Genomic DNA, 22,520 nt, shown 5'->3' with positions numbered 1-22,520 from the left:
AGGTCTTGAAGTAACCTTCACTGTTTTCTCTTCTTGGGCATCACTGCATGCAGGACTATTGCCAGGTTGAAGGGAGCCTCATTTCCTGCAATTGCATCCTGTATCCCCCAACTCTTTGGGGGAAGAGGATTTTGAATATTAGGGGACACCCCCTTCGGCATGCTCAGGGCAGGCTCTAAAACCCCGGCAGAGAAGTGTCTTTGCATTTTCCTATAAAGTAACCCTGTCTTTCCTTAATGGACTCGGCCCAAGCTGCCGCGCCTTCTCGGTCATCTCATTGGCGGCAGCGGCAAATGACGGCGCATCCGATGCGCCGATGTGATACATCCTTAATCGATCCCCTTCGATTCCCACTTCCTCCAGCATCTTCCGGGCGCGCTCGACCTGTTTGCTCGCTCGCAGATTCCCTTCCAGAAAGTGACAGTCTCCTTCATGACATCCGGCCACAAAAACCGCATCTGCGCCATTCTCAAAAGCCTTCATCAGGAGAAGGGCATCGACCTTCCCGGTGCACATCAGTTTCACGACGCGCACATTAGGGGAATACTCCAGCCGCATCGAACCCGCCAGATCGGCGGCTGAATAGGCACAATAATGGCAGCAAAAAGCCACCACTTTTGGTTGTTGAGATTCTGCCATGTCATCCCCTTGGAAGGTTTTGAGGCGAGAGCATTACCAGACGCCGAAGGGTTGTGCCCGGATCGCTTCTTCTCTCATCCTTACGAATGAGCCAATACCTTCTCTTGAGCCGGCGTTTTGGCGAGCACTGCCAGACTGGCTGGTCTGACCTTGCGATAGACCACACCCGGCGATAGCATCTGGCCGTTGACTGTAAGGAGGTCTCTCTCGACAGAAATGCCGAAGAGTTCCTCGTTCTTTTGCAGATACGGCAGGATTAATTGCCAGTCTTTATCATCTACCTGTGCGAACTCGCCGCCATTGAGCTGTTCCTCCACCAGTTTTCGGTGCGGGTCGCGCACGAATATGGCTCCCCCTGAGGCCAGCGAGAAGAGGTTTGACCCCGGATAAGGAGTCGGCTGTTCGCGTACCCGTCCGTGATCGTCAAACTCCACTCCGTTCAGTACCACAAACCCGCCGCCTTTGTGCGGATCTCCGGCCATGAAAGACTCTGCCAGAAAATCCAGGCACGTTCCGTTGATCACCACTCGCGGTTTGCCGACAGCGTTGATCAACGGCCTTCCGGCGGCATTGCCCATGATATAGATCTCGCCGCCTTTTGCCCCGTACATGAAGGTCTGGCCGACGTCTCCATAGACCACCAATCGGCCCTTTTTCATGATCTGCCCGAGCTGATCCTGCGCGTTGTTGTGAACATGGATTTCCATGCCGTCGATCCCGGAGGCCAGGTAGTCGCCGGAAGAGCCATAGATATCGAATCTCACCCATTCGGTGTGAGGCCCGAATGCGCAGCCATGAAACCGCTGTCCTTTCAGTCCATATACAATGAATCGATTCCAGCCCCGTTCAAATGCCCGGACCGCCAGTTGCGAATCACACTCATCGCCTTCCGGCGGAAAGTCCTGCGCGTAGATCACCAGTATCTTCTCGTTCCTCTCCGGCTTTCTGAGGCTGTGGCGGGAATCCCAGTCGATCCGAGCGAATCGGCTATTGCTGTTGGAGGACAACATCGGCACAGAGTCGAGGACGGCATCGATACTGCTTCTCACTAACTCCAACACCGAACTGTGCCGCATCCGGCCGCAATCGTAACGGCGATCATTGAGCAGAGTCAACAGAGCCAGAGCGCCTTCCTTTTGATCATCGCCATGGGAAGCCATTTGCTCGATCTCTCCAAGCAACCATCGCAATTGATCGAAGCCCCAGGATTTCAAGCCGCCCACGATTGTGCTGAATGCTTCTTCAGTCTTGCCCGAAGCAATGGCGACTCGAACCTGTTCGATCAGTTTCTGCCCTTCAGCCGGAACCGCCAGTTTGTTTTTCAGATTGATTCTGTATTCGCCATCGGGCACAGTGATCAGCTTGCCGAACTTGTCGGCGCATGAAAGATCAAAGCCGTCGGTGTTCTTTTTGAGCGTGAAGGAGAACGCCCCGCCATCCGTATGGCTTCCGCCGCGCGCGTTCCAGTACCGATCGGCGACCGGCCGGAAGCGCGAGTCATCTTGAGAAAGCGAGTGAAGCGTGGCATCGATAGCCTGCTTTTCTGAGGCGACCAGCCCGATGGAAACATCCCCTTCCTGAATGGCGAACACCTGCGGACGAAGCATGGCGGTATCCGTTATGCCGATGAGACGGTACATATCCTCGTCCGGCCTGCTCTGGGCGATAATGAAAAACCACGGTCCATCCGGAGAACTGTGCACGTGCATCGATTGAATCATGCGGTAGACGCGTTGTTTTTCCACAGGGAGCATATCGAAGTCCAGTTCGATCGTGGGAGCCAGCGCCTCGATCACGTATTCGAGCGGATATTGGTATGTTCGGCTCAACAGGTCGAAGAGCAACGCCGAGACTTCGGTATCGGTCAGAAACTGCGTGGCGATATGATGCTGGCGCAGATATTCCGACACGCTGTGATAGTTGGCAAAATCGCCGTTATGAACCAGGGCCTCATTCATGCCGATGAAGGGATGCGCCCCTGCCGGATGCCACACGCGGCCTTTGGTCGGATAGCGCTGGTGTGCAATCCAGATTTGAGCCTGGAAGTCTTCCAGCCCGTAGTATTGCACTACCTGCTCGGCATAACCCACGATTTTGAATATCATCAGGTTCCGGGCGTGAGAAAGGACAAATGCGCGTTTGTCTCCCAGCGAGGCATAAAACTGCTGGTTGAGCCGGACGCTGTTCTGATAAACGAATTCATCCTCGATGTCCCTTTCCGGCATCTTCGTCAGAGCGTTTTCCCTGGCGAATCTTGCCAGCGGGTCATCTGCAACTCGCACAAAGTAGCGCACGATATCCGGCGGTTGAACGGGAAGCCCCAATTCTCTCCAGTCGACAGCGGCCTTCACGCTCGTCTTGTGATCGATCCTGAAATGTGGAGCGACGAACTGTTCCTCGATTTCCTTCTCAGCCTGCGGGTCGATGAGAGCGATTTGCAGAATATAGTCATTGCGGAGGGTGGTTTCATCCAGCCCAAGCTGTTTGGGATTCAGACAGGCGCAGGCAATTCCTCCGCCCTTGCCGTTTCCGCGATTGTGCATTTGCACTGAGGGCTCAAAAATATGCCGTCCCCCCACCGGAACGCTGGCGGCAAATCCGACGACGCCGCAGCCGCCTTCCTCCGCCGCCTTGCCGTGAGAAATCAAGGGCGCTTCAGCGACCAGCTTCTTCCTCGAATCGAGGATGCTTCGGAAGATTTTCTCTTGTAAAGCTTCTGTGTGGCTCATCTTGTTTTCCTGTGCGATTCAGTTTCAATGTCATTACCGATCATGATGGGTAATCCATGCTGACCTCTCCCCCTCGATCCCCCTCTCCTTGGTTAAGGAAAGGGGGCGGAACAACAGGTTTAGGGGACACCCCTAAAACCCCGGCTGAGAAGTGTCTCTGCACTCTCGTCTCATCGTGCTGCCACTAGCTCCCTTGCAGTCGGTGCGGTCTTGCCGATGTAATCCCGGTGCGACAGAATGTCTGACCGGCCGACCAGTTCCTTCACGGACTTCATTCCGAATCGCCACAGAATCTCCTGAATCTGAATTGCGTAAGAATGAAGCAGGTTGATCAGACGCTGCGATGCCCATTCGGCGCTGAAAGTGTTCGATAGCTCAGGATCGGTGGTGGCTATCCCACGTGCGCATCCGCGCCCGCTCTCGCATCTGGCGCAGCGAATGCACTCCAGCGCCACCATCTCCGAGGTTCCCAGCACAACGCCATCGGCGCCCAGCGCAATGATTTTAGCAATGTCCCAGGCGGTGCGGATTCCGCCCGAAGCAATGAGCGTAACCTCTTCGCGGATACCCTCGGCCACCAGGAACTGATGGACTTTGGGAATGGCGTACTCCAGCGGCATGGCGATGTTCTTTTTAGCGATATCGGGCGCGGCTCCGGTTCCGCCATAACTGCCGTCGATATGAATGATATGCGCCCCGGCATAATAGCTGCCCACCGCCACCATATCGACGTCGTTCGGGCTGGATACCTTGACCGAGACAAGCGCCCTGGGATTGATGGCCTTGATCCAGTCGAGATGCTTTTTGTGATCCTCCACCGAGTAGACGGAATGGAACGGGAACGGCGAAAAGAGCGAATTCCCCGGCACCGACTCGCGCATTTTGGCCACCGCGGGGGTTACCTTATCTCCCAACAGATGCCCTCCGAGGCCTGGTTTTGCTCCCTGGGCGTATTTGAACTCAATGAGGGGGGATCGCCTGATCGTCTCTTCTCTGACCCCAAAAAGACCGGTGGCCACCTGCACGATAACGTTATCGGCATAGGGAACCAGCGCATCGGGATATCCGCCTTCGCCGGTGCAGGTGAAAGAGTTGAAGGCCGAGTAGGCTCTGGCTTTTCCCACCATCATGGCCAGGCTGATCGATCCGAAGCTCATGCCGCCACTGTAAATGGGCAACCCGATCTCTACCTGTGGCCGATGGTCATCCTTCCGCCGGTTAAGTTTCATGGACAGGTCGATATCTTGCGGTTTGAGAATCGGGTCGGCCGGTTTCTCCGGGAACACCAGGTCAATCCGGTCGAATCCGCCTCCCGATGCTCCCACACGGTATTCAAGGCCGTTTTCAGATGGTCTTCCCGTCTCCGCCTGCGCCCAGGTGCTCACGATCAGTTCGGGGGTCCAGCGAGGATCCCCAAAGGTTTCCCAGATGGGATCGGGTCCCACTTGGAGGGCTTTCTGCGGACAGTTATCTTCACAAGATGTACCTTTTTGACGGCATATCTCCGGTCCCACGCATTGATGTGCTTTGGGAAACATCATGCGGGACCCTGATTTTTCGTGGACGTCGTAGGCACAGACCTCGGCGCATTTGCCGCAGGCGATACATGCAGCAGACCTGACAATCCGGTATTTCGAGAGCCGGTTCTTATATCTCGTTGGGCAGTTTTTGACCAGCCCTTCCGCCAGAGGGAAAGTCCATGGATCGAGTTCTATCGCAGGGATTGCTGGTTCCGCGGCCGCCTCAGGCAGAGTCTTAGAGCCGTTGCCATTAACTCGAACACCGAAAATCGGGGCGAAGTTCTCATATTCCAGGTTGTTGAAGAACATTGCCCTGCCCACTTCTCCGCGCAGTCGCCGGACTTCACGTATGCCCATAGCGCCCATCAACTCGATGAGCTGGGAGTGCCAGGAGCCGATCAGATTAATGATCCGTTGCGCGCCGTATTCTACTGGAATCTCTTCGAGCTGAACCGGGCAATCGATCTCCGGGCCGCAGTCTTTGCAGAGTCGGCATTCCATCGCAGCCATGAGCGCCATGTCAACCCCCACGCCATCGACGCCGCAGAGGAGTATTTTGACCATGTGTTCAGCCATGGCAATCCCACCCGATATCAAAATCGTGGCCTGCTCGCGGATGGAATGTTCCACCAGACGGAGGTGAACCTCGCGAACCAGTTGCGTGACGAAATCATCCTTCTTTCTGCCGAGCCCTCTTCCTTTGGGACCAGCCTGAAGGTGAATCACTTCTGCTCCGGTCTTGACGAGTTCGGTTGTCCTCGTTGCTGCGTGCTCATCGAGAGGAAGCCGGATCGAAATAATCGTGCTCGGGCTTATCGCCTTGATTTGAGCCATGTTGCCGATCACGTCGTCGGAGTAAGCCAGTTCGATGACCGGAACGCCTTCGAGATCGGAGATCGAATGCTTGCTGGGATCGAATTTGACGATCAGGTTTCGGCGATATTTTGCCAGCGATCCGCAAGCTTCTGCGTAGTCGGCCACCGCAAGTGTGCCAAGATTGGCGGCAGCACTGCCGATGGCTCTCCGGGCGGAATCACTGGTGATTCCGATTGCGGGCGCATCCAGTATGATAGGTAGCGGTAATTCATGAAAATGGAGGGCATCCGTCAGAAGGTTCCCTCTGCTGTCGAATTCAAGCCTTTCCGGTTTTCGGCCCAGCTCGATCACCGTGCTGATGTACTCCCGGCCGTGAATGCCGTCACGAGTCGGGCGCACGATTTCCGACATGTCGGTCCACATTTGGTCGAATCCGGGACCGCTGAACGGCCCGCGATATCCGGCGCCCGATACAGGGATTTTGCCCGTTTCCGCCTGGTTCCATATATTAGCAATGATCTGGGGCGTCCAGTAGTCATCTCCCATGGCGTCGAAGCGGGAGTTCTTTATCCTCGATAAAATATTCCCTTTGCACTCCTGAACACAGCGCAGGCAGCCCATACAGCCATGATCGCCGGGATCGAGGGCTTGAACTGTGTCAAATCCGCGCTTCTGGTTCACCTTATAGACACACGCATCCGTCTTGACGCAGAGCCGACAGTTGAGGCACTGTTTGCTTTCAATTGTGCAGAACTCCGAAATTCGCTCAAACCTCGGTGGGAGTGGTTGGGTATGAATATGGTATTTCTGTGGCATGGTTTATCTCTCCATCGACTTCATCGGATTCGGGCCGAGGTTCCTTACCGTCTCGGCGTGGTTCTCCGCGATGTCAACAAAACCCTTGTCGGAAAGATTATGCGCCTGAATAAAGCCAAGCCGACCCCCATCCATGCCTGTTTCTTCGAGCAGGCGGCGGGCCTTTTTGACCCGATTTTTAGCGCGGATACTTCCCAGCATGAATTGACACTGTTCCTGAGGGCACGCGACCAGCACCACTCCGTCGACCCCCTCCTCAATCAGGCTGATTAAATTGCCGACCTCGATTTTGCTGCTGCAGGCCAGCTTGATGAACCGGACCGAAAAACCGTGGCTTCTGCTTCTTCCCTCGGGCAGGTGATTCCCCTCGGTCAGAGCACGTCCGCAATAAAGAACCACAATCTCGGTCTCGAAAGGAAGCCCTTGATCGTTCTGCCTGATGTTCCTGATTTCTTGCGTCTGGATCGGTGACATGTCCGCCTCTCTTCTGGCAGGCAGTAGGCAACTGTTTGCCTACTGAGCGACTCCTATGATATCCAACCGCACGTGTTTTGTCAAGATGTTTCAAAAGAGTTGGGATCGGAAGATCAGGGTCCTTGCCATTGGGGAATGGGCACCCGCCTTTCAGGTGTCAGAAGTCAATCTTTTTGTCATTCTGAGTTTCCGATTCGGCGCGGGTGGGATGCGCCCGGCAAGAAACTCTGCGCGACAAGTCCATCACGCCCCATTTGTCTTTCCGGCGAAGGCCGGAATCCAGTCGCTCTTGGGCCCCGGTTTTCACCGGGGAAACGGATTAAGGCGTTTCCCTTTACAGGCAAGGGGGTTTCTGAACAGTGCGAACGAAGAGCCTGAGACCCTTCTCTATGGCTCAGGATGGCTCAGGGTGACACTCGGAAGGCATGACGTGTAGAATTTTCTCCCCGTCCGTTCGCCTCTGAGCATGGCGGAGGGCTATCTTATCCTTCATGTTTTGACAGGACTCGGCACGAACCCTTTTTGGACCGTCATGCCTATTCTGGTCGGGATTCATTCTTTGATGCAAAATTGCGGGTTTTGTTTTACCTACCCACGCCGCACCTACTGGATTCCCGTTTCCACGGGAATGACATCATACTTTGTCCAGGAAACACACGGCTTGATGGTGTTGAGGGTCGGCAATTACCTGGGCAAAAACTCCGTCGGTTGCCCGGGGCACATCGATGAGATGGAGGACTGATTCATAGTCAGCAGCATCGGGCAAGAGTTGGCTGAGGGTGTTGGGTGCTTTTCGGAAGAATTCACTCTGAAACTCCGCTGCCGCGTCGTCAGGATACAAGGGCAAATAGATGATTTGCGATTCCACCAGGTCCAGAAAGAAGTGTGTTCCGTAGGAAACCTCAGGGACGTGGCCCGCTTCTTCCAGCGCCATTTCCACCAGCACCGCCGCGTTATCGATATCGGCATAACTGACATTGATGCCCAGGTTGATGTTGCTGCTCCCCCCTCCGCCCGGCCCCATCATCATGATCTTGCTGCTTTTGATGGCGGCGTGGCGATTGATTTGTCCCACCAGTCGCCCCAGAGCCTTCTTTGTTTCCATCGAAGAAATGGCATTGTACTTCTGGGGGTCGATATAAAGGATGTAGCCGATTTGCTTTACGGTCCCGCCACAGATCATGCGATTGCATCGAAACAGAATCTGTCGGCGTTCCAGGCGGGTGGGTATTTGTATTCTTCCCAGCGAGCTTGGGGAAAAGAGGGGGCGGCATTGAAGCAGATTGACTCGCACGTGCTCCTGTGCGTCTACTGAGGCGGTGAATTCCACCTCCACTGGTTGTCCGTATGCCTCCTCCAGTCTGGTCAGCATCTCTCCCATGAAGGATACTAAGTCCGTTCGGCGGAGCAGATTGTTGAAGGTGAGCACCATGTGGTCCGGCTGGCCGTCAACCTGAATAGTGACAGGGCCATAAGGATAGCCATCGCGCATAACGGAGACCATAAGATGGAGATTGGGATAAGTCTTATCATCCAGCACGTCACTCAATGAGAGGCTCTCGAACTGGTTTGCCTGCAGGTCAAGGAGATCGACCTGATGTTGAGAATACTTGGCCACCTTCGATCCCACCTCCGGACGCAGATGGGGATGGCTGATGGCCACCATGCGGGGGTAATCCGATCCCACGCGCTCCACAGCGCGGGTGCCTAATCCGAAAACCAGGCGGATGATGCCCTTGCGAGGATCTATGACGTCATTCCAGGCGAAGAGGTTGTGAGATAGCGCAACCCCGGCCATGGCAGGAAAGAAATAGTTTCGGTACGGCATGCCTGAAACTCGCTGAACGAGTATGGCCATCTGCTCATCGTTTTCGCTCAAGCCCCGTTTTCGGCGATAGGAAAGAGCGTTGGGATTGAGCGCGCTGGCATAAACCAGTTTGACGGCGTGTATAAACGAAGCCAGCCGGATCTCGGGGTCCCCCTGGTTGGCGCTGAAGATGCTGCGGTATTTACCTGCAAACGCATTGCCGAAACTGTCTTCCAACAAGCTGCTTGATCGCACGATGATCGGTGCTTGCCCATAGTAGTCAAGCATGGAACGAAATTGTTCCTGGATGGCCTCTGAGAAGTGACTGGCCAGGAAACGCTGCTCTACCTCTTGAAACCCATCATGGGAAATAGCCGAATCGCGGGTCAATTGCAGGCGAAGCCGGAAGAGGTCGTTATCGCCCAGACGAATTCCCTGCAGGACTTCATCCAGGGCTTCGATCCCGCTGTGGATTGTGGCGGTGCCCATTCTGCTCCAAACTGTTTTGCCTGATCATGCAACTCGGCGGTTTTGACTTACCCGGTGAGCATCGCTTCGAGCGCGCAAGCCATTTGACGATCGCTGAAGCCGTTCTGAGTGATGGCATTGGAGGGGCAGTGCGCTGCACAGGTTCCACAGCCGCGGCATAGAGCCGCATCGATTTGCGAGACAGAAATGCCATCAGACTGTTCGCTGAGCGAAGGCGCTCCGAACTCGCAAATCGCCGCACAGGTTCCGCAGCCGCGGCAGACAAGCGGATCGACTGTTGCAATGGTCTGCACCATTTGCATATGTCCCTTGCGTAGCAGGGCGGAAGCCTTGCTGGCTGCCGCCGCTCCTTGCAAGCTGGCAGTGGCGTGATCGGTGCCGCACAGGAAAATCCCGGGGATGCGGCTTGCCGCTTGATCTAACTCGCTCCAGCTACCATTTCCTGCGCTCTCAAGCATCTCCGGCAGCCGCATTGATCCCTTTGCACTGAGGTCAATGACGACAACCCCGGCATTCAGGCTGAGCAGTTTTCCCTGGCGCTCAACCAGTATGCGGAAATCTCCGACCGAACCCTGCACATCCTCTGCTCGCCCGTCTTCAAGAATCCTTCCGCTGTTGCGCTTCAGCTCTGCTAGAAGTGAAGCCGAAGTTTCTGTCATCATCGCGTCTTTGGCGAAATCACCGGGTATCAGGGTGGTTTGGAACCCTTGTTGGGAGAGATCGGAGGCAGCTTGCAGTCCACCCAAACCACTGCCGATAATTACGACCGATCTCTTGACTTCCTTCACCAGATTGGCTGAGGGTAGGCCCTCTTGTGCTCGGGCAATCCCTGCCCGGATTAAAGCCTTCGCTTTCTCCAGTGCTATTTCGGGTTCGTCGTCATGAACCCACGCACAGTGCTCCCGAATGTTGACGAACTCATAACATAGCCCGTCAGAAGAGCTTGGTCCCAGCAATTTCTCCTTGCATTCCATCCGGCGATCCGAGCAACTGAAACAAATCTGATCGAGGGCACAGCAGGGACAAGCGGCTACGACCACATGAGTCAGATCATTCTGTCTGGCGTGATTCCTTATTTCAAGCGCGCCTTCATCGCTGCAGGCGTACCCGATCTGATGGGCATATGTCACTCCGCTTCTTCCCGAGAAGTGGGCAACCAGTGTGGGAATATCAACACTCTCGCTGATACTGCCGCCGCAACGGCAGGCAAAAACGCCGACTCTCGGCTCGCTGGGGAGGGAAAGCTGACTGGCGGTTCTAGGGCTCTCTGCAAGCATTGATCCAGGGGCTTCATTGACAATTGAACCATAATTGCCTAGATCGGTAACTACTCTTCCCGCAATCGCAGAAGCGCGTGTGAGCCTCTCCGCGATAATCCCGTCCTTCGAGGCATTTCCTAGTGTATAGATGCCTGGCTCAGAGGGTTTGTCCGGAACTACTCCATCTCCGTTCGTGGCGTATACGACAGCCTCGGCCTCGAACTGAATCTTCCGGGCTGGCAGCCTGTGATCGATTGCCTCCAGTTCGCAGGCTTTCACGCATTCCATACACTCGCTGCATCCGCCGCAGTTGAGGCATCGCTCTGCCTCTCTAATCGCCATAAACGTGGTGTATCCCGTCTCCACCTCTTCGAAGTTTTTGACCCGTTTCCTAATGGGTAAAACGGGGATGCGGCGGCGCTTACCGGGAGGTACATCCATCTGACTCAAATTTACCTCGACGGGTGTCGGCCGGGCAAGGGTTCTCCCGGCTCTTATATCCTCACCGCGCAAGTATCGATCGATAGATACAGCGGCGCGACGGCCACCAGCCACGGCATCGACTACTGATTTTGGCCCGGTTGCTGCATCGCCACCGGCAAATATCCCCGGCACATTGGTGCTCAGGGTGAGCGGATCGACTTTAATAACGCCTCTATCCGTATCCACCACATCCTTGAAAAAGGAGAGGTCCGGCGATTGTCCAATGGCGACGACAACGGTATCTGCCTCAATAATGAATTCTGATCCCTCAATCGGCACCAGCCAGGGACGCCCATTCTCAACGATGCCCTCCACTTTAAAGCGCTGGCATTCTACGCCCACCACCCGGCCGTTTTCACCGATAATTCTGAGGGCAGAAGTCAAGAATTGAATTTTAACGCCTTCCTCGGTTGTCTCCAACACCTCGGCCGGAGTAGCGGAGACTTCGTTCAGCGTATATTTTTCGATGATATGTACTTTGTAGCAGTGCATGCGGACGGCAGCGCGGGCCACGTCGATGCCGGTGTATCCCCCGCCGATGACGACCAGCTTGTGGCCCATTCGGACGGGCGACTTCAGCCGCAATGCTCGGAGGAAAGTCACGCCGGTGGCTACGCCTTCCAGGTCTTCACCCGGTATTCCCACCTTCAGTCCAACGTGGCATCCGATGGCCAGAAAGATGGCGTCGTATCCCTGATGGCGCAAATCGGTTATTGTGAGGTTCTTTCCAATGGGCGTGGACGTCCTGATTTCAATTCCCAGGTCGGTGATGCCTTTGACTTCAGCCTCTCGAACTTCACGGGGCAGCCGGAACCGCGGCATGCCAACAGCTAACATGCCGCCAGCCATCGGGAGGGATTCGAAAATGGTGGACATATGGCCCATGCGAAACAGATCGCGGGCGCAGGTCAATCCTGCCGGTCCGGCCCCGATGATGGCCACTCGGCCTGTGCTTAAAAATGGCTCCGCTTCGGAGGAGAGAGGGGCGAACTGAGCAGGTTCCATATCCGCGAGGTATCGCTTGAGTGAAGCAATGCCTATCGGCTGATCGATCTTTCCCCGGGTGCATGCGGTCTCGCAGGGATGGGTGCATATCCGGCCCAGGATGTGAGGGAACGGGACCGCCTCCCTGATTAGGGCCAGAGCCTCTTTATGCTTGCCCTTGGAGATCAGGGCCACGTATCCCTGAACATTAACCCCGGCGGGGCAAGCGGCGGTACACGGCGGTACGCCGTTTTTGTCCACGAGGCAGGTTGAGGGCACGGATTTCAAGCCCGAGTCGGGACGATGGATGGCCTTGTGAATATCCCTTTCATGTGGCGAAGATAAATTCACTGGGCAAGCCAGCTGACATCGCCCGCAGCTTGTGCAATCTTCCGCTTTGACATATCTCGGGGATTGGGATGCCTTTATTCGGAATGAGCCCTTTTCCCCTTCCGTTTGCTCGATATCCACGCCCGTAAAGATACGGATATTGGGGTGACGGGCTGCTTCCAGAAGCTTAGGACGGAGCAATACAGACTCTTCCTCGTCATGCAGTTGCTGCAATGATGGGGATTGCTCAATCAGGCTGACTTCTATTCTACAGTTGGCCACATCCAGGGCCGCTTGCACCCCTTCGATGTTACCGCCAATAACCACAACACGCGTTGTCACTCTTTCTTCTCCCTGATCAATTGAATCCTCTCTATCATACCCAACAATCTCGTGCACATAATTATGCCGCTAAATTGTTACATCAATATTTCAGCGCTGTTTGATTCTCAGCATCATCGTTGTCAGCGCTTTGTGGCGTTTGGCCATTCGATATTCGCCAGCTATTGGCATAGATATTCATTCGCTTGCCTCTGACAAAGCCAATGAGCGTAATCCCAAGATTCGAGGCGGTGCGTATGGCGATATTGGTGGGAGCAGATTTGGAGATGATAATGGGAATCGCCGCTCTTGCCGTTTTGAATAATACCTCGGAAGATATTCGGCCGCTTGTAAGGATGATTCGGTCCCGGGTTGGAATTTCCTCCCAGAGACATTCGCCGAATATTTTATCGACGGCATTGTGCCTACCCACATCATCGCTGAAGACAAGAATGGTCTCTCCATCGGAGAGGGCGGCAGAGTGAACCCCACCGGTGTCTCTGAAAAGTTCGGAGCGTTGTCGGAATCCCCTCATCAGCGCGAAGACTTGATCTGCGGAAATCATGGTCTTCGATTCGACTTTTGACTGTTTGTTAGCATCGGCCACTGAGTAAAAAGTGGTCCCCTTTCCGCAACCCGAAGTGATGAACCTTTTGAAGATGGCCCCAGTATCGATGGGTGTCGCGCTCTCCGTTTCCACCCGTACGATCCCCTGGCGCTCATCCGCGAGAACTTTCTTAATATCCGCCCTGGTGTTGATCAATCCTTCGGAGGCAAGAAATCCAATTGCCAGGTATTTCATCTTGTCCGGGGAGCAGAGCATGGTCACCAGTTCCTGGCCATTGAGAATGATGGTCAGCGGAAATTCCGTAGCCACCACGTCATCCGTCTCTACTCGTTCGGTATCAGTTATCCTGAGTATCGATACTTTTTCAGTCCCCTCAGCCATTTGTGCACTCCATATAGGCTACACGGATTCTATTGCATCTCCTGCCTTTACGATTCCTTCCGTGATAACCCGGGCAAAAACCCCCTCCTTTGGCATTATACACTTCCCTATCTGTTTCATGATAGCACAACCGGAGTGGCACTCCTTGCCGATCTGGGTGATTTCCAGAACGACCTCCTTCCCCACAGTGATTCGTGTGCCTGGAGCAAGTGCCGCAAGGTTTATTCCTTCGGTGGTGAGGTTCTCGGCGAAATCCCCTGGCTTCAAATCCATGCCCAGCTTTCTCATCTTCTCGATGCTCTCGATGGCCAGCAGGCTTACCTGACGATGGGTACTGCAATCGGCGTGGGCGTCTCCCTGAAGTCCGCCGAGTTCGATGACCCCCTGAGAGATCGGCTCTTTGGGAACGCCTTTGGTGTTGCTGCGGCACACTGCGATTATCCTGGCCATATGATCACCTTCCCGCGCTTTTTCGCATCACATTGTCTGCTGTCCCAGGATTGATTATCGCATTGATTGAAGGGTCGGGCAACCCGACGACAAATTCGGCTGGTAATCTGGAACAGACTCTCTCAGTCTATGAGATAAGCCAGTTGCCTGATATTGATGAAATCATCACCTTCCTGAAAAGCATGTGAGACTCGGATATCCGGGGGATAAATATGCAGCGATCTGGGTTCATTAGTAGAAAAGGGGCGACGTGGTCTCTGCGGAGTGATCCAAGGTGTGTGTGACGGTAAGCGAGTCTCAAATTGCCATGGCGAAGGTGTTGATCTGAGGATGCGGTATATGGGGTTCACCAGACCGGATTGATCTCTCTTATGAGGACTCGCGGTCACGGGTAGAGAAATCCTATTCGAACGGTTGTCCCCTGATCCATCCCAGAACATGTGCTAGACCAAGCCTGAATCTCTGGGATATCGAGTCTTCGGCCTCCAGTCTTTCCTTGACTGCCCCTTCGGCGAGAGAGTGATTTGTTGATTGTTTCGTCAGGACGCGATGTATCTCCTGAGGTGTTTCACCTGCACTTGCTCCAAATTCCTGGGAATCATTTAAATCCTCTGATCGGATATCGGCTATCTGTTTATTTGGCCTTTCTGAAGGCTTGTGAATATCTGGAACGATCGCGGGTTCTGTGTGTGTGGGATGTCGAGCTGCGTTTCGGGTACGGGCTGCTTCTCTGCTAGCTGTTTCGATAATTGCCTGCGCTTCCTCTTCAATTAACTGTCTCTTCTTTTCAGCCTTGGCGATGATATCAATTGCTATAGATTGTGCCTTTGTTTCTGTGATCTTCTTGGCCTTCAGCACTTCCTGTAGCTTCGCTTCCGCTTCAGTGATCATTTCGAGCGCTTTAATTCTTGATTGCTCCTCTATCTCGCGAGCGATCTTTTCGGCATCAGCTAGCGTGTCTTCGGCGCGCTGCTTTTGGGCGAAGTCAGGCACATGAATTTGCTGGGCCTCATCATATTTCCGATGCAGTTCTTCAACATAGGCAATTACCTGGGCTTCATCCAGCCCGTCTTTGACCACATCGAATTCACGATCCCACAACCGCCTTCTTCTTTCGTTTCCCATGATGCTCTCCTGTCGATCTCTTCGAATTTGAGGGAAGCGAAGCTCAGAGTTGCTTAACCTTGGCTGCTCTGGCTGTCACCACAAAGCGCACCAACAGCAATGCTGCTGGTGCGGAATATTGCATGCTCCCAAATCCCCGGTTCTTGTAAAATTCGGTCAGTGAGCCACTGTTTTTGAACTAATGTCTAATTCGGTTGATGAATGGCTCATTTGTGCTCTTTACCGTTTCAAGAAGCCACTTCATAGCTTCCAACATGCTGAGGTTTCTGCTGGATGCTCTCATGGCGACGAATGAGAGATTTCAGCCTAGCTACCAACTCCGTCGGTCCGAAGGGCCTTGCCAGATAACAATCGATGCCATGTGCAGCCGCTTTAACCCAGGCCAATTCACTATTGATCGTGCCCAATATGACGATGGGGATATCAGATTCACGGCGGATTTGGGAAGCAATTTCCCATCCTTCCGAACCTGATTCTTCCTCCACAATCACAACGCTGGGTGATATCTCTCGCAGATTCTCAAGGCACGAGGTCCAATTGCAGGCCGCTGCAACCTTGATGCCCGCTTCTTCGAGAAGCGAGGCAAGATTGCTGCTGGCAATCTCTTCATCGCCGATGATCATCACGCTTGATTCCATTTTTGCTCCCCTGGTCTTGTTTGTGGTCTGCAATTTCATACAGGCTCTCCTCACCTCTTAACCTCATTCCGGTCGATAAAAGGACTTGGGCTTGTTTTGAGGTGGTCTTCCCCTTAGTACTTTTATCCTATCGCATCAAGGTAAAAGTACTGGTTAACGATAGTAAAGGTCGAGTTAAGGAAAGGTAAACATTGGGTAGAATTTTGTGCAAAAGATGTGAAGTTTCTTGGGTGGCGGGCAAAGGATACCTGAAGCGGCAGAAACGCGAACAGGGGGATTGAGATCAGAGAGAAGTCTCTTTAGCGGAGTTTGCCTTGCCGACGCCATCCTATTTTACTGGGATGGTTCCGGGAAGAGCGGTGAAGGTGTGGGTGTAGTAGGGGGTTCGGGTATTGTGGCAGGAAGTTCGTTGGGGGCCAACACAAAGTCAATTACCTTGCCATCATCCAGGTTTACACAGGCAAGGATATAGAGTGGAGGTTCTTGGGGATCAGCCTTTTCGCTTTCCAGGACTACTGTAGTCCCGGTGCAATCAAAATCTATGACGCTAAACATTTGGATATCTTCGCCCCCCCGGTTTCGGAGAGCTTGTTGGACATTCGGATCCGCTAGAGCAATCTCTAAGGCCAATGCTTGTTCGGCAGTGTAATTGATTGCGGGAGACGCTTCTGGGGGCAGTGTTGTCGACGGTATCGTGAACCCACTGCCAGAGGCACTCACGGAAGGGGAAAGAGTTACCAATGCTGAAGTTCCGTCTGGTCCAGGCGCTCCGGCATCCCCCCCTAATGCGCCTGTGTCCGTGAGCATTCGATCATTGGTGCTCGTAGCTGATTCACCTTGCGTAAGATTCTTTGAGACGATTTCGGATTCGTCATCATCACCCGAGGATAAAAACTGTGGAACACTCAGAGCCAGAACGATTACCATGCAGACGGCTAGCCCTGCTGCTAATGCCGTGCGGTGTTTGCCCCACAGGGCTGAAAGTCCCTCGAATGGCTTGAAGGCAGGAGCCGGTTTGGGTTCTATCTCAATCTGTTTGAGCCGCGCCATGAACCCTTCAGAAGGCTCGATGCTCTGCCAATATGAGGGAACTTCTTGCCTTAGACGAGCATCCAATTGCGTCAAGCTGTCCAGTTCCTGGCGGCAATCCGGACAGCTTCGGAGATGGTCTTCGAGTGCCAGAAGATCCCTTCCGGTGAGCACCCCTTCTATATAGTTCTGAAATCCTTCCTTGGCTCTATCGCATTTCATGGATTATCGTCCCTCTGTAGATAAAGACGTAACAAGCCGTATGATTCGCTCAGTATTCTGCGGATAGTCCCCGCCGGGCGATTCAGCGTAACGGCGATTTCGTCAGTGGTGGCATCCTCGGAGTAGCGCAGCATGACAACCACCCGATGAGTTTCCGGCAGCCTTTTGATGGCTTCACGAAGGTCTAGATCGAAATCGTGAGAGGTCTCTCGGCGGTTGGTGATACCTTGAGAAAGCTCCATCTTGAATTGGGAAGTCGATTCTTCAATCGTCTTATTATTCCGGTGCTTTTTTCGCAGAAGATCGTAAGCCCTGGTGGTAACGATGCGGCTGAGCCATGAAACGAAGGAGCCTTCCTTTTCCAGCTTACTGATCGATTTATATGCCGTGATAAATGCTTCTTGCACCACATCCTCAGCGTCGCTCTGGTTCTGTAGAATGGTGAACGCGAGGCGATAGGCTCGGGGCGCATGATTTTCCATGAGCTGTCCGAACGCTTCCCTGTCACCCATTTTAGCGTGGTGAACAAGGGCTATTTCTGCTTGGATGATGTCATTGTCCAATGAGGTGCCCTTCAAAGCCTTCTGTTGGGATTATATGCTGGTGCGCTAACAGGTGCAAGCCAGTGGGGGCAATTCGATCTCTTGTTTACTAGCGGGTGATGTGATGTTTCCTAGGGCGGCATCGTTGAGAGACTGTGGAATTATGGCAGAATCTTGGTGAGAATGAAGCTGACTACACTGACGATGACAGCGCCCACCAGAGCCGACCAGAAATTATCGATGGTGAAAGTCAAGTCCAGCTGCTGGGTTAACCACGATGTCAGGTACAACATACCGGCGTTGATGACGAAAGTGAACAATCCCAGGGTAAGGACTTGAAACAGACAGGTGACAATTGAGATCAAAGGCTTAATGAACGTGTTGATCAGGCCAAAGATGAGGGCAGCGATAACGATAGCTTTCCATCCATCAAGATGGATGCCCGGTATCAACCATGCGGCCGTACAAAGAGCGTCCGCATTCACTGCGAGGCGGATGATGATACTCCAGACAGGCCCAGGTGGGCGATGCTCATGTGCCATGTGTCATAAGGATACCGTGAGTGGATACGGACACTTTAGGCGATTGGGACCGGTTTGTCAATTGCTTAAGAGGAGGTCGCCCGGTTCAATTGGGGCGACCTCCTCGCGAGTTCATCGAGCAGCCATTGCTTCTTTAATCTTCGCGGGAATTTCGGCCGGGCTATCGGCAATCTTCACACCCACGGCTGCCAAAGCCTTTTTCTTCTCAGAAGCGCGTCCGGCAGTTCCGGTGATAATGGCACCGGCATGTCCCATCCGCCGCCCCGGAGGGGCAGCACTGCCGGCAATGAAGGAGGCCATTGGCTTGGTCACGTTCTTTTGGATGAAGGCGGCTGCCTCCTGCTCGGCAGAACCGCCGATCTCTCCGATCATCACGATGGCCTCGGTATCGGGGTCTTTCTGGAAGAGGTCCAGAATATCAACGAAATTCGAGCCAATGATCGGGTCTCCTCCGATTCCCACGCAGGTGGATTGCCCTATCCCCATCTCGGTGAGCATAGCGGCGACTTCATACGTCAACGTCCCGCTGCGAGAGCAAAGACCCACCTTGCCGGGGCTGAAAGCGCTGGCGATCATGATGCCGGCTTTGCATTTACCAGGCGAGATTACGCCGGGGCAGTTTGGCCCGACGAGGCGTATATTCTTGCCCTTGAGATAGTTTTTGACCGCCATCATGTCGATGGTGGGTATGCCTTCAGTGATACATACGATGGTGGCGATGCCAGCATCGGCCGCTTCAAAAATAGCATCGGCGGCGGCCGGAGCGGGGACGAAGATCATGCTGGCGTTGGCTCCAGTTTCCTTAACGGCCTGCTGCATGGTATTGAACACCGGCACCTTGTTTTCCCAGAGTGTGCCACCCTTGTTTGGGGTCATACCGGCCACAATCTTCGTGCCGTATTCAATGCAGGCGCGAGCGTGGAAAGTTCCCTCACCGCCCGTAATGCCCTGTATGCATAGTCTGGTGTTTTCATTGATCAGTATGCTCATTACAATACTCCTCTTAGTTAGAAGACTTTCCCGCAGCGGCAGCTACTGCCTTCTCGGCTGCCTCGCGGAAGGTTTTTGCCCTGATCAGATTTAACCCGGATTGATCCAGTATACGTTCCCCTTCGGCAAGATTGGTGCCCGCCAGCCGGACTACGAATGGGACTTTGATATCGATGACCTTGAAGGCTTCTACGATTCCGCTGGCAATCACGTCCACTCTCGTCATTCCGCCGAAGATATTGATCAGAACGGCTTTCACATCCTTATCTGCGGTGATAATCTTCAAAGCAGTGATCACCCGATTGGGATCATTAATGGTGCCGATATCCAGGAAATTGGCCGGATTGCCGCCAGCCAGTTTGAGGGTATCCAAAACGGCCATTGCCAGTCCTGCACCGTTCACCAGATTTCCGATGTTGCCGTCTAGCTTGACATAATTGTCGATGCCTTTAGCCTTGGCCTCCACTTCCAGAGGGTCTTCTTGTGAAGTATCGCGCAGGGCATCAATGTCCTTGCGTCGATACAGTGCGTTGTCGTCAAAGTTGAGCTTTGCATCCAGAGCAAGCACCCGACCGTCTTTGGTGACGACCAGCGGGTTGATCTCTGCCAATGAGCAATCCTTGGCGATGAAGAGGCGATAGAGTCCGGTGATCAGGGGGACAGCCTGCTTGACTTGATCGGGTTTGAGGTTTAGTCCAAAAGCGATTTGCCGGGCCATGAAGGACTGGAATCCCAGCATACCGGGATTGATGTGGGTTCGGATGATCTTCTCCGGTGTTTTGCTGGCAACCTCTTCAATATCCATGCCGCCTGCCTGGCTGGCCATGATCACCGGCATGCCAGTGGCTGCATCGATAATGATGCTCATGTAAAGCTCGCGCTCGGTCTCCAGCGCTTCTTCGACCAGAATGGAGTTGATCGGCACTCCTTCCGGGCCGGTCTGGTGGGTGATCAGCTTCTTGCCGAGCAGTGTTGAGGCAAGATTGGCTGCCTCATCCGGCGAATTGGCGATCTTGATTCCTCCGGCCTTGCCTCGGCCGCCTGCATGGACCTGGGCTTTTAATACGACCTTTCCTTTGATTTCTGCGGCGATGGCTCTGGCTTCCTCGGGTGTGTTGGCCACCTTTCCCCTGGGGATCGGGATGCCGAATTCGGCGAAGAGGCTCTTTGCTTGGTATTCATGGGCCTTCACTATAACAACCTCCTTTATGTTGGCGGAGGGAGTGGGATTCGAACCCACGGGATAGCATAAGCCATCCAACGGTTTTCAAGACGGTGCCCTAGTACTTATTTCCCTCTGCCTTTTGGAGCACAACCGTTCTATTATAGCAGGTATGGGCCACCGTCGAAAATATACTTTAGCGGATGTTGGTATGTTGATCGAGAGATATGAAACATCAAAATTATCTGAGGGCCTAAAGAAGAAAACACTTCGGGATTACAAGCGTTGTTTGTTTGATTTTGTGGACTATCTGCAAGCGCATCGAGTAACTGCTGTAACAAAAGAGCATTGCGAGTTGTTTATAGTTGCGCAATCACGCAGGAACATCTCGAAATTCCGATTGAGAAATTATTGGGTAGCCTTGAAGTCCTTTTATTCCTGGGCTTATTCCGAGGGTCTTGTGAAAGCTAATCCGATGGATAAGGTTAACGCACCGAAAACACCCAAAGGTGTTATCACCATTTACAGTGACGAAGAAGTATCCAGGATGATTACTGCCTGTGGTAATACTAGAGATAAGATCATTATCGCCATGTATGCCAACACCGGATTGAGAGCCACCGAATTGAGTGATACTGCTACCGCAGACATAGACGTGAGGAGAAAGATCGTTAAAGTGCATGGTAAAGGATCAAAGGAACGTGTTATCCCATTCAATGGGGTTTGTCACGATCTCATGACTACTTACGGATTCGAGTCTGAGCATATGGATAGACTCTCATATTCTGGAACCTATAAAATGGTGCAACGAGTATGTAAAAGGGCAGGCGTAGAGTCTCGGGGTCTGCATTGCTTTCGGCACACATTTGCCTGCAACTATCTCATGAATGGCGGAGACCCTCTGTGCCTACGTGTCCTGCTGGGCCATTCGTCTCTGGCGATGACCGACCATTACAGTCAGTGGGTAAGCCAAGAAAGAGCGATTGAGAATTATCGCAAGACCTTTGATGGCCCAACGGCAGGAGACACCGGGAAACTCGCCCCGGCCACACAACTCGAACCTGATAACCCAAAGGAGGAACTATGATGAATACTCAGACAACAATTCCGGCGTCTATCTGGGATGCAAAGAAGTTCCATTGGAAGTTATTCATGAAAGGGAATGACGATGCGCTTCCAGGATGCCCAAACTGGCTTTACGAAGCTATTCGGCAGATCAAAACTTCAGGGCAGGCACAGGATGATACAATTCACCTAATATCGAGCCCAAAGCATCTATATGCAGTGAAGACTGAGGAGAGCACCACTCTGGTTTATACAAAGAAGGTTTAGAGAGTACATCTGAACCGATAGGCTCTGAAGGGGTGGTATAGTCTCCCAGTCGCTCAATAGGACTCCAGCAACTCAGGTTCTGGTATCTCCAGTTGATCAATCCGATCCCCGAACATCAGAATGAACATTTCCCGGTTCGGCCCGATCCCTGTACTGTCCATAAACCACCATTGATTTCCCCCATCCTCTGAGACCCCTATCTGAAAGGACCGTATAAGCATCGTTCCATCCAAGTCCTGTGCCTCCATTACTATAGGAACGATCACAAAAAGTCGCTCCCCACTCTCAATGATCTCCATAGGGTCTTCCGCACTCATTGCGAGAAAAGCTAGTTGGTCTTCTTTAATCGCTTGTTTGAGAGACTCGGCCACGTCATTACTCCCACCCGCCATGTCCACTATTCTCGGATACATGAAGCTAATAGCTTCCATGTAATCCCCTGAGACGTATGCTTCAGCCAATCCCTCAGCTCTAGCCAAAAGGTTAGCGTAGATTTCTTCTTCTGTGAGAGGTGTGTCCTCTACCTGTGCTGGGGTGTGGGTATTGTCTTGCGGGCCAAGACCATCATTCCCGTCACACGCAGAGACAAGTATACTAATGAGGATACTTGTAAGCAGCAAGATGATAATTTTCTTCATAGTTTCACCTCCAAATTATAGTACTGTAGCACGTAGTATCATCTTTGGCAATATGATCAAAGCACTATAATTGAGCCGTTTGGGCTCGCCGCTTCCCTTTGCATTTCCGATGCCCTCTCATGACCGGCCTCTCTTTGGAAGAAACCACCCCGCCTGACGTCCTCCGCATCATCTTCAAACCGGGCCCTTTCGCCACAGATCTCCCGAGGCTTCCTTTGATGGTCACCGGCTTCC

The 22,520-nt window shown here is 53.3% G+C and carries 19 protein-coding genes; 2 read left to right on the top strand and 17 right to left on the bottom strand.

The window, feature by feature from the left end; translation table 11 throughout:
- Positions 1–210: 210 nt before the first annotated feature.
- From PHV74_07650 to sucC, 16 genes are all read right to left on the bottom strand, one after another.
- Positions 211–639, bottom strand: a complete 429-nt coding sequence (locus PHV74_07650; GenBank protein ID MDD5094237.1) for a hydrogenase iron-sulfur subunit — start codon at positions 637–639, stop codon at positions 211–213.
- Between the two features lie 80 nt (positions 640–719).
- Positions 720–3,368 (bottom strand): glutamate synthase, encoded by a 2,649-nt coding sequence (locus tag PHV74_07645; GenBank protein ID MDD5094236.1) that lies wholly within the window; start codon positions 3,366–3,368, stop codon positions 720–722.
- Positions 3,369–3,538: 170 nt separating this feature from the next.
- Positions 3,539–6,520 (bottom strand): glutamate synthase-related protein, encoded by a 2,982-nt coding sequence (locus PHV74_07640; protein ID MDD5094235.1) that lies wholly within the window; start codon positions 6,518–6,520, stop codon positions 3,539–3,541.
- Between the two features lie 3 nt (positions 6,521–6,523).
- A complete protein-coding gene (locus PHV74_07635; protein ID MDD5094234.1) occupies positions 6,524–6,994 on the bottom strand; it encodes a hydrogenase iron-sulfur subunit in 471 nt (156 codons plus the stop codon).
- Positions 6,995–7,151: 157 nt separating this feature from the next.
- Positions 7,152–7,301, bottom strand: coding sequence for a hypothetical protein (locus PHV74_07630; protein ID MDD5094233.1), 150 nt, complete (start codon positions 7,299–7,301; stop codon positions 7,152–7,154).
- Between the two features lie 327 nt (positions 7,302–7,628).
- On the bottom strand, positions 7,629–9,290 hold the full coding sequence (locus PHV74_07625; protein ID MDD5094232.1) for a PEP/pyruvate-binding domain-containing protein: 1,662 nt from the start codon (positions 9,288–9,290) through the stop codon (positions 7,629–7,631).
- A gap of 47 nt (positions 9,291–9,337) precedes the next feature.
- A complete protein-coding gene (locus PHV74_07620) occupies positions 9,338–12,688 on the bottom strand; it encodes an FAD-dependent oxidoreductase (protein MDD5094231.1) in 3,351 nt (1,116 codons plus the stop codon).
- Between the two features lie 82 nt (positions 12,689–12,770).
- Positions 12,771–13,616, bottom strand: a complete 846-nt coding sequence (fdhD, locus tag PHV74_07615; protein ID MDD5094230.1) for a formate dehydrogenase accessory sulfurtransferase FdhD — start codon at positions 13,614–13,616, stop codon at positions 12,771–12,773.
- 18 nt (positions 13,617–13,634) lie between these two features.
- Positions 13,635–14,066, bottom strand: coding sequence for an MOSC domain-containing protein (locus PHV74_07610; GenBank protein MDD5094229.1), 432 nt, complete (start codon positions 14,064–14,066; stop codon positions 13,635–13,637).
- Between the two features lie 402 nt (positions 14,067–14,468).
- Positions 14,469–15,191 (bottom strand): hypothetical protein, encoded by a 723-nt coding sequence (locus PHV74_07605; GenBank protein ID MDD5094228.1) that lies wholly within the window; start codon positions 15,189–15,191, stop codon positions 14,469–14,471.
- Positions 15,192–15,418: 227 nt separating this feature from the next.
- Positions 15,419–15,868: a response regulator gene (locus PHV74_07600; protein MDD5094227.1), complete on the bottom strand. Its 450-nt coding sequence runs from the start codon at positions 15,866–15,868 to the stop codon at positions 15,419–15,421.
- 294 nt (positions 15,869–16,162) lie between these two features.
- Positions 16,163–17,080 (bottom strand): zf-HC2 domain-containing protein, encoded by a 918-nt coding sequence (locus PHV74_07595; protein MDD5094226.1) that lies wholly within the window; start codon positions 17,078–17,080, stop codon positions 16,163–16,165.
- Positions 17,077–17,643, bottom strand: a complete 567-nt coding sequence (locus PHV74_07590) for an RNA polymerase sigma factor (GenBank protein MDD5094225.1) — start codon at positions 17,641–17,643, stop codon at positions 17,077–17,079. The genes PHV74_07595 and PHV74_07590 overlap by 4 nt, the downstream gene beginning before the upstream one ends.
- Before the next feature lie 140 nt (positions 17,644–17,783).
- Positions 17,784–18,164 carry a phage holin family protein gene (locus PHV74_07585; GenBank protein ID MDD5094224.1) on the bottom strand — a complete coding sequence of 127 codons (381 nt, stop codon included), beginning with the start codon at positions 18,162–18,164 and terminating at the stop codon, positions 17,784–17,786.
- A gap of 111 nt (positions 18,165–18,275) precedes the next feature.
- Entirely contained in the window at positions 18,276–19,154 is an 879-nt protein-coding gene (gene sucD / locus PHV74_07580) for a succinate--CoA ligase subunit alpha (GenBank protein ID MDD5094223.1), read from the bottom strand.
- A gap of 13 nt (positions 19,155–19,167) precedes the next feature.
- Complete coding sequence (gene sucC / locus PHV74_07575; protein ID MDD5094222.1) at positions 19,168–20,346, bottom strand: ADP-forming succinate--CoA ligase subunit beta; 1,179 nt, start codon at positions 20,344–20,346, stop codon at positions 19,168–19,170.
- A gap of 445 nt (positions 20,347–20,791) precedes the next feature.
- Here sucC and PHV74_07570 point away from each other — a divergent pair, with 445 nt between their 5' ends.
- On the top strand, positions 20,792–21,403 hold the full coding sequence (locus PHV74_07570) for a tyrosine-type recombinase/integrase (protein MDD5094221.1): 612 nt from the start codon (positions 20,792–20,794) through the stop codon (positions 21,401–21,403).
- Positions 21,400–21,648, top strand: a complete 249-nt coding sequence (locus tag PHV74_07565; GenBank protein ID MDD5094220.1) for a hypothetical protein — start codon at positions 21,400–21,402, stop codon at positions 21,646–21,648. Before PHV74_07570 ends, PHV74_07565 begins: the two co-directional genes overlap by 4 nt.
- 53 nt (positions 21,649–21,701) lie before the next feature.
- Here PHV74_07565 and PHV74_07560 read toward each other — a convergent pair whose 3' ends face one another.
- Positions 21,702–22,286 (bottom strand): hypothetical protein, encoded by a 585-nt coding sequence (locus PHV74_07560; GenBank protein ID MDD5094219.1) that lies wholly within the window; start codon positions 22,284–22,286, stop codon positions 21,702–21,704.
- Between the last annotated feature and the right edge of the window lie 234 nt (positions 22,287–22,520).

It is taken from the genome of Dehalococcoidia bacterium, from assembly GCA_028711995.1.
Classification (GTDB): Bacteria; Chloroflexota; Dehalococcoidia; order SZUA-161; family SpSt-899; genus JAQTRE01.
Note: the sequence above shows the minus strand (reverse complement) of the source record. Positions and strands in the feature narration are given on the sequence as shown.

What these genes read in the sequence shown, in the direction of transcription:
- PHV74_07585 (MDD5094224.1), bottom strand. Translation starts at nt 18,164, where the DNA reads ATGGCACATGAGCATCGCCCACCTGGGCCTGTCTGGAGTATCATCATC.
- PHV74_07650 (MDD5094237.1), bottom strand. Translation starts at nt 639, where the DNA reads ATGGCAGAATCTCAACAACCAAAAGTGGTGGCTTTTTGCTGCCATTAT.
- PHV74_07570 (MDD5094221.1), top strand. Translation starts at nt 20,792, where the DNA reads ATGGATAAGGTTAACGCACCGAAAACACCCAAAGGTGTTATCACCATT.
- PHV74_07565 (MDD5094220.1), top strand. Translation starts at nt 21,400, where the DNA reads ATGATGAATACTCAGACAACAATTCCGGCGTCTATCTGGGATGCAAAG.
- PHV74_07600 (MDD5094227.1), bottom strand. Translation starts at nt 15,868, where the DNA reads ATGAAATTGCAGACCACAAACAAGACCAGGGGAGCAAAAATGGAATCA.
- fdhD (MDD5094230.1), bottom strand. Translation starts at nt 13,616, where the DNA reads ATGGCTGAGGGGACTGAAAAAGTATCGATACTCAGGATAACTGATACC.
- PHV74_07595 (MDD5094226.1), bottom strand. Translation starts at nt 17,080, where the DNA reads ATGAAATGCGATAGAGCCAAGGAAGGATTTCAGAACTATATAGAAGGG.
- PHV74_07605 (MDD5094228.1), bottom strand. Translation starts at nt 15,191, where the DNA reads ATGGGAAACGAAAGAAGAAGGCGGTTGTGGGATCGTGAATTCGATGTG.
- PHV74_07640 (MDD5094235.1), bottom strand. Translation starts at nt 6,520, where the DNA reads ATGCCACAGAAATACCATATTCATACCCAACCACTCCCACCGAGGTTT.
- sucD (MDD5094223.1), bottom strand. Translation starts at nt 19,154, where the DNA reads ATGAGCATACTGATCAATGAAAACACCAGACTATGCATACAGGGCATT.
- PHV74_07560 (MDD5094219.1), bottom strand. Translation starts at nt 22,286, where the DNA reads ATGAAGAAAATTATCATCTTGCTGCTTACAAGTATCCTCATTAGTATA.
- PHV74_07625 (MDD5094232.1), bottom strand. Translation starts at nt 9,290, where the DNA reads ATGGGCACCGCCACAATCCACAGCGGGATCGAAGCCCTGGATGAAGTC.
- PHV74_07610 (MDD5094229.1), bottom strand. Translation starts at nt 14,066, where the DNA reads ATGGCCAGGATAATCGCAGTGTGCCGCAGCAACACCAAAGGCGTTCCC.
- PHV74_07645 (MDD5094236.1), bottom strand. Translation starts at nt 3,368, where the DNA reads ATGAGCCACACAGAAGCTTTACAAGAGAAAATCTTCCGAAGCATCCTC.
- PHV74_07635 (MDD5094234.1), bottom strand. Translation starts at nt 6,994, where the DNA reads ATGTCACCGATCCAGACGCAAGAAATCAGGAACATCAGGCAGAACGAT.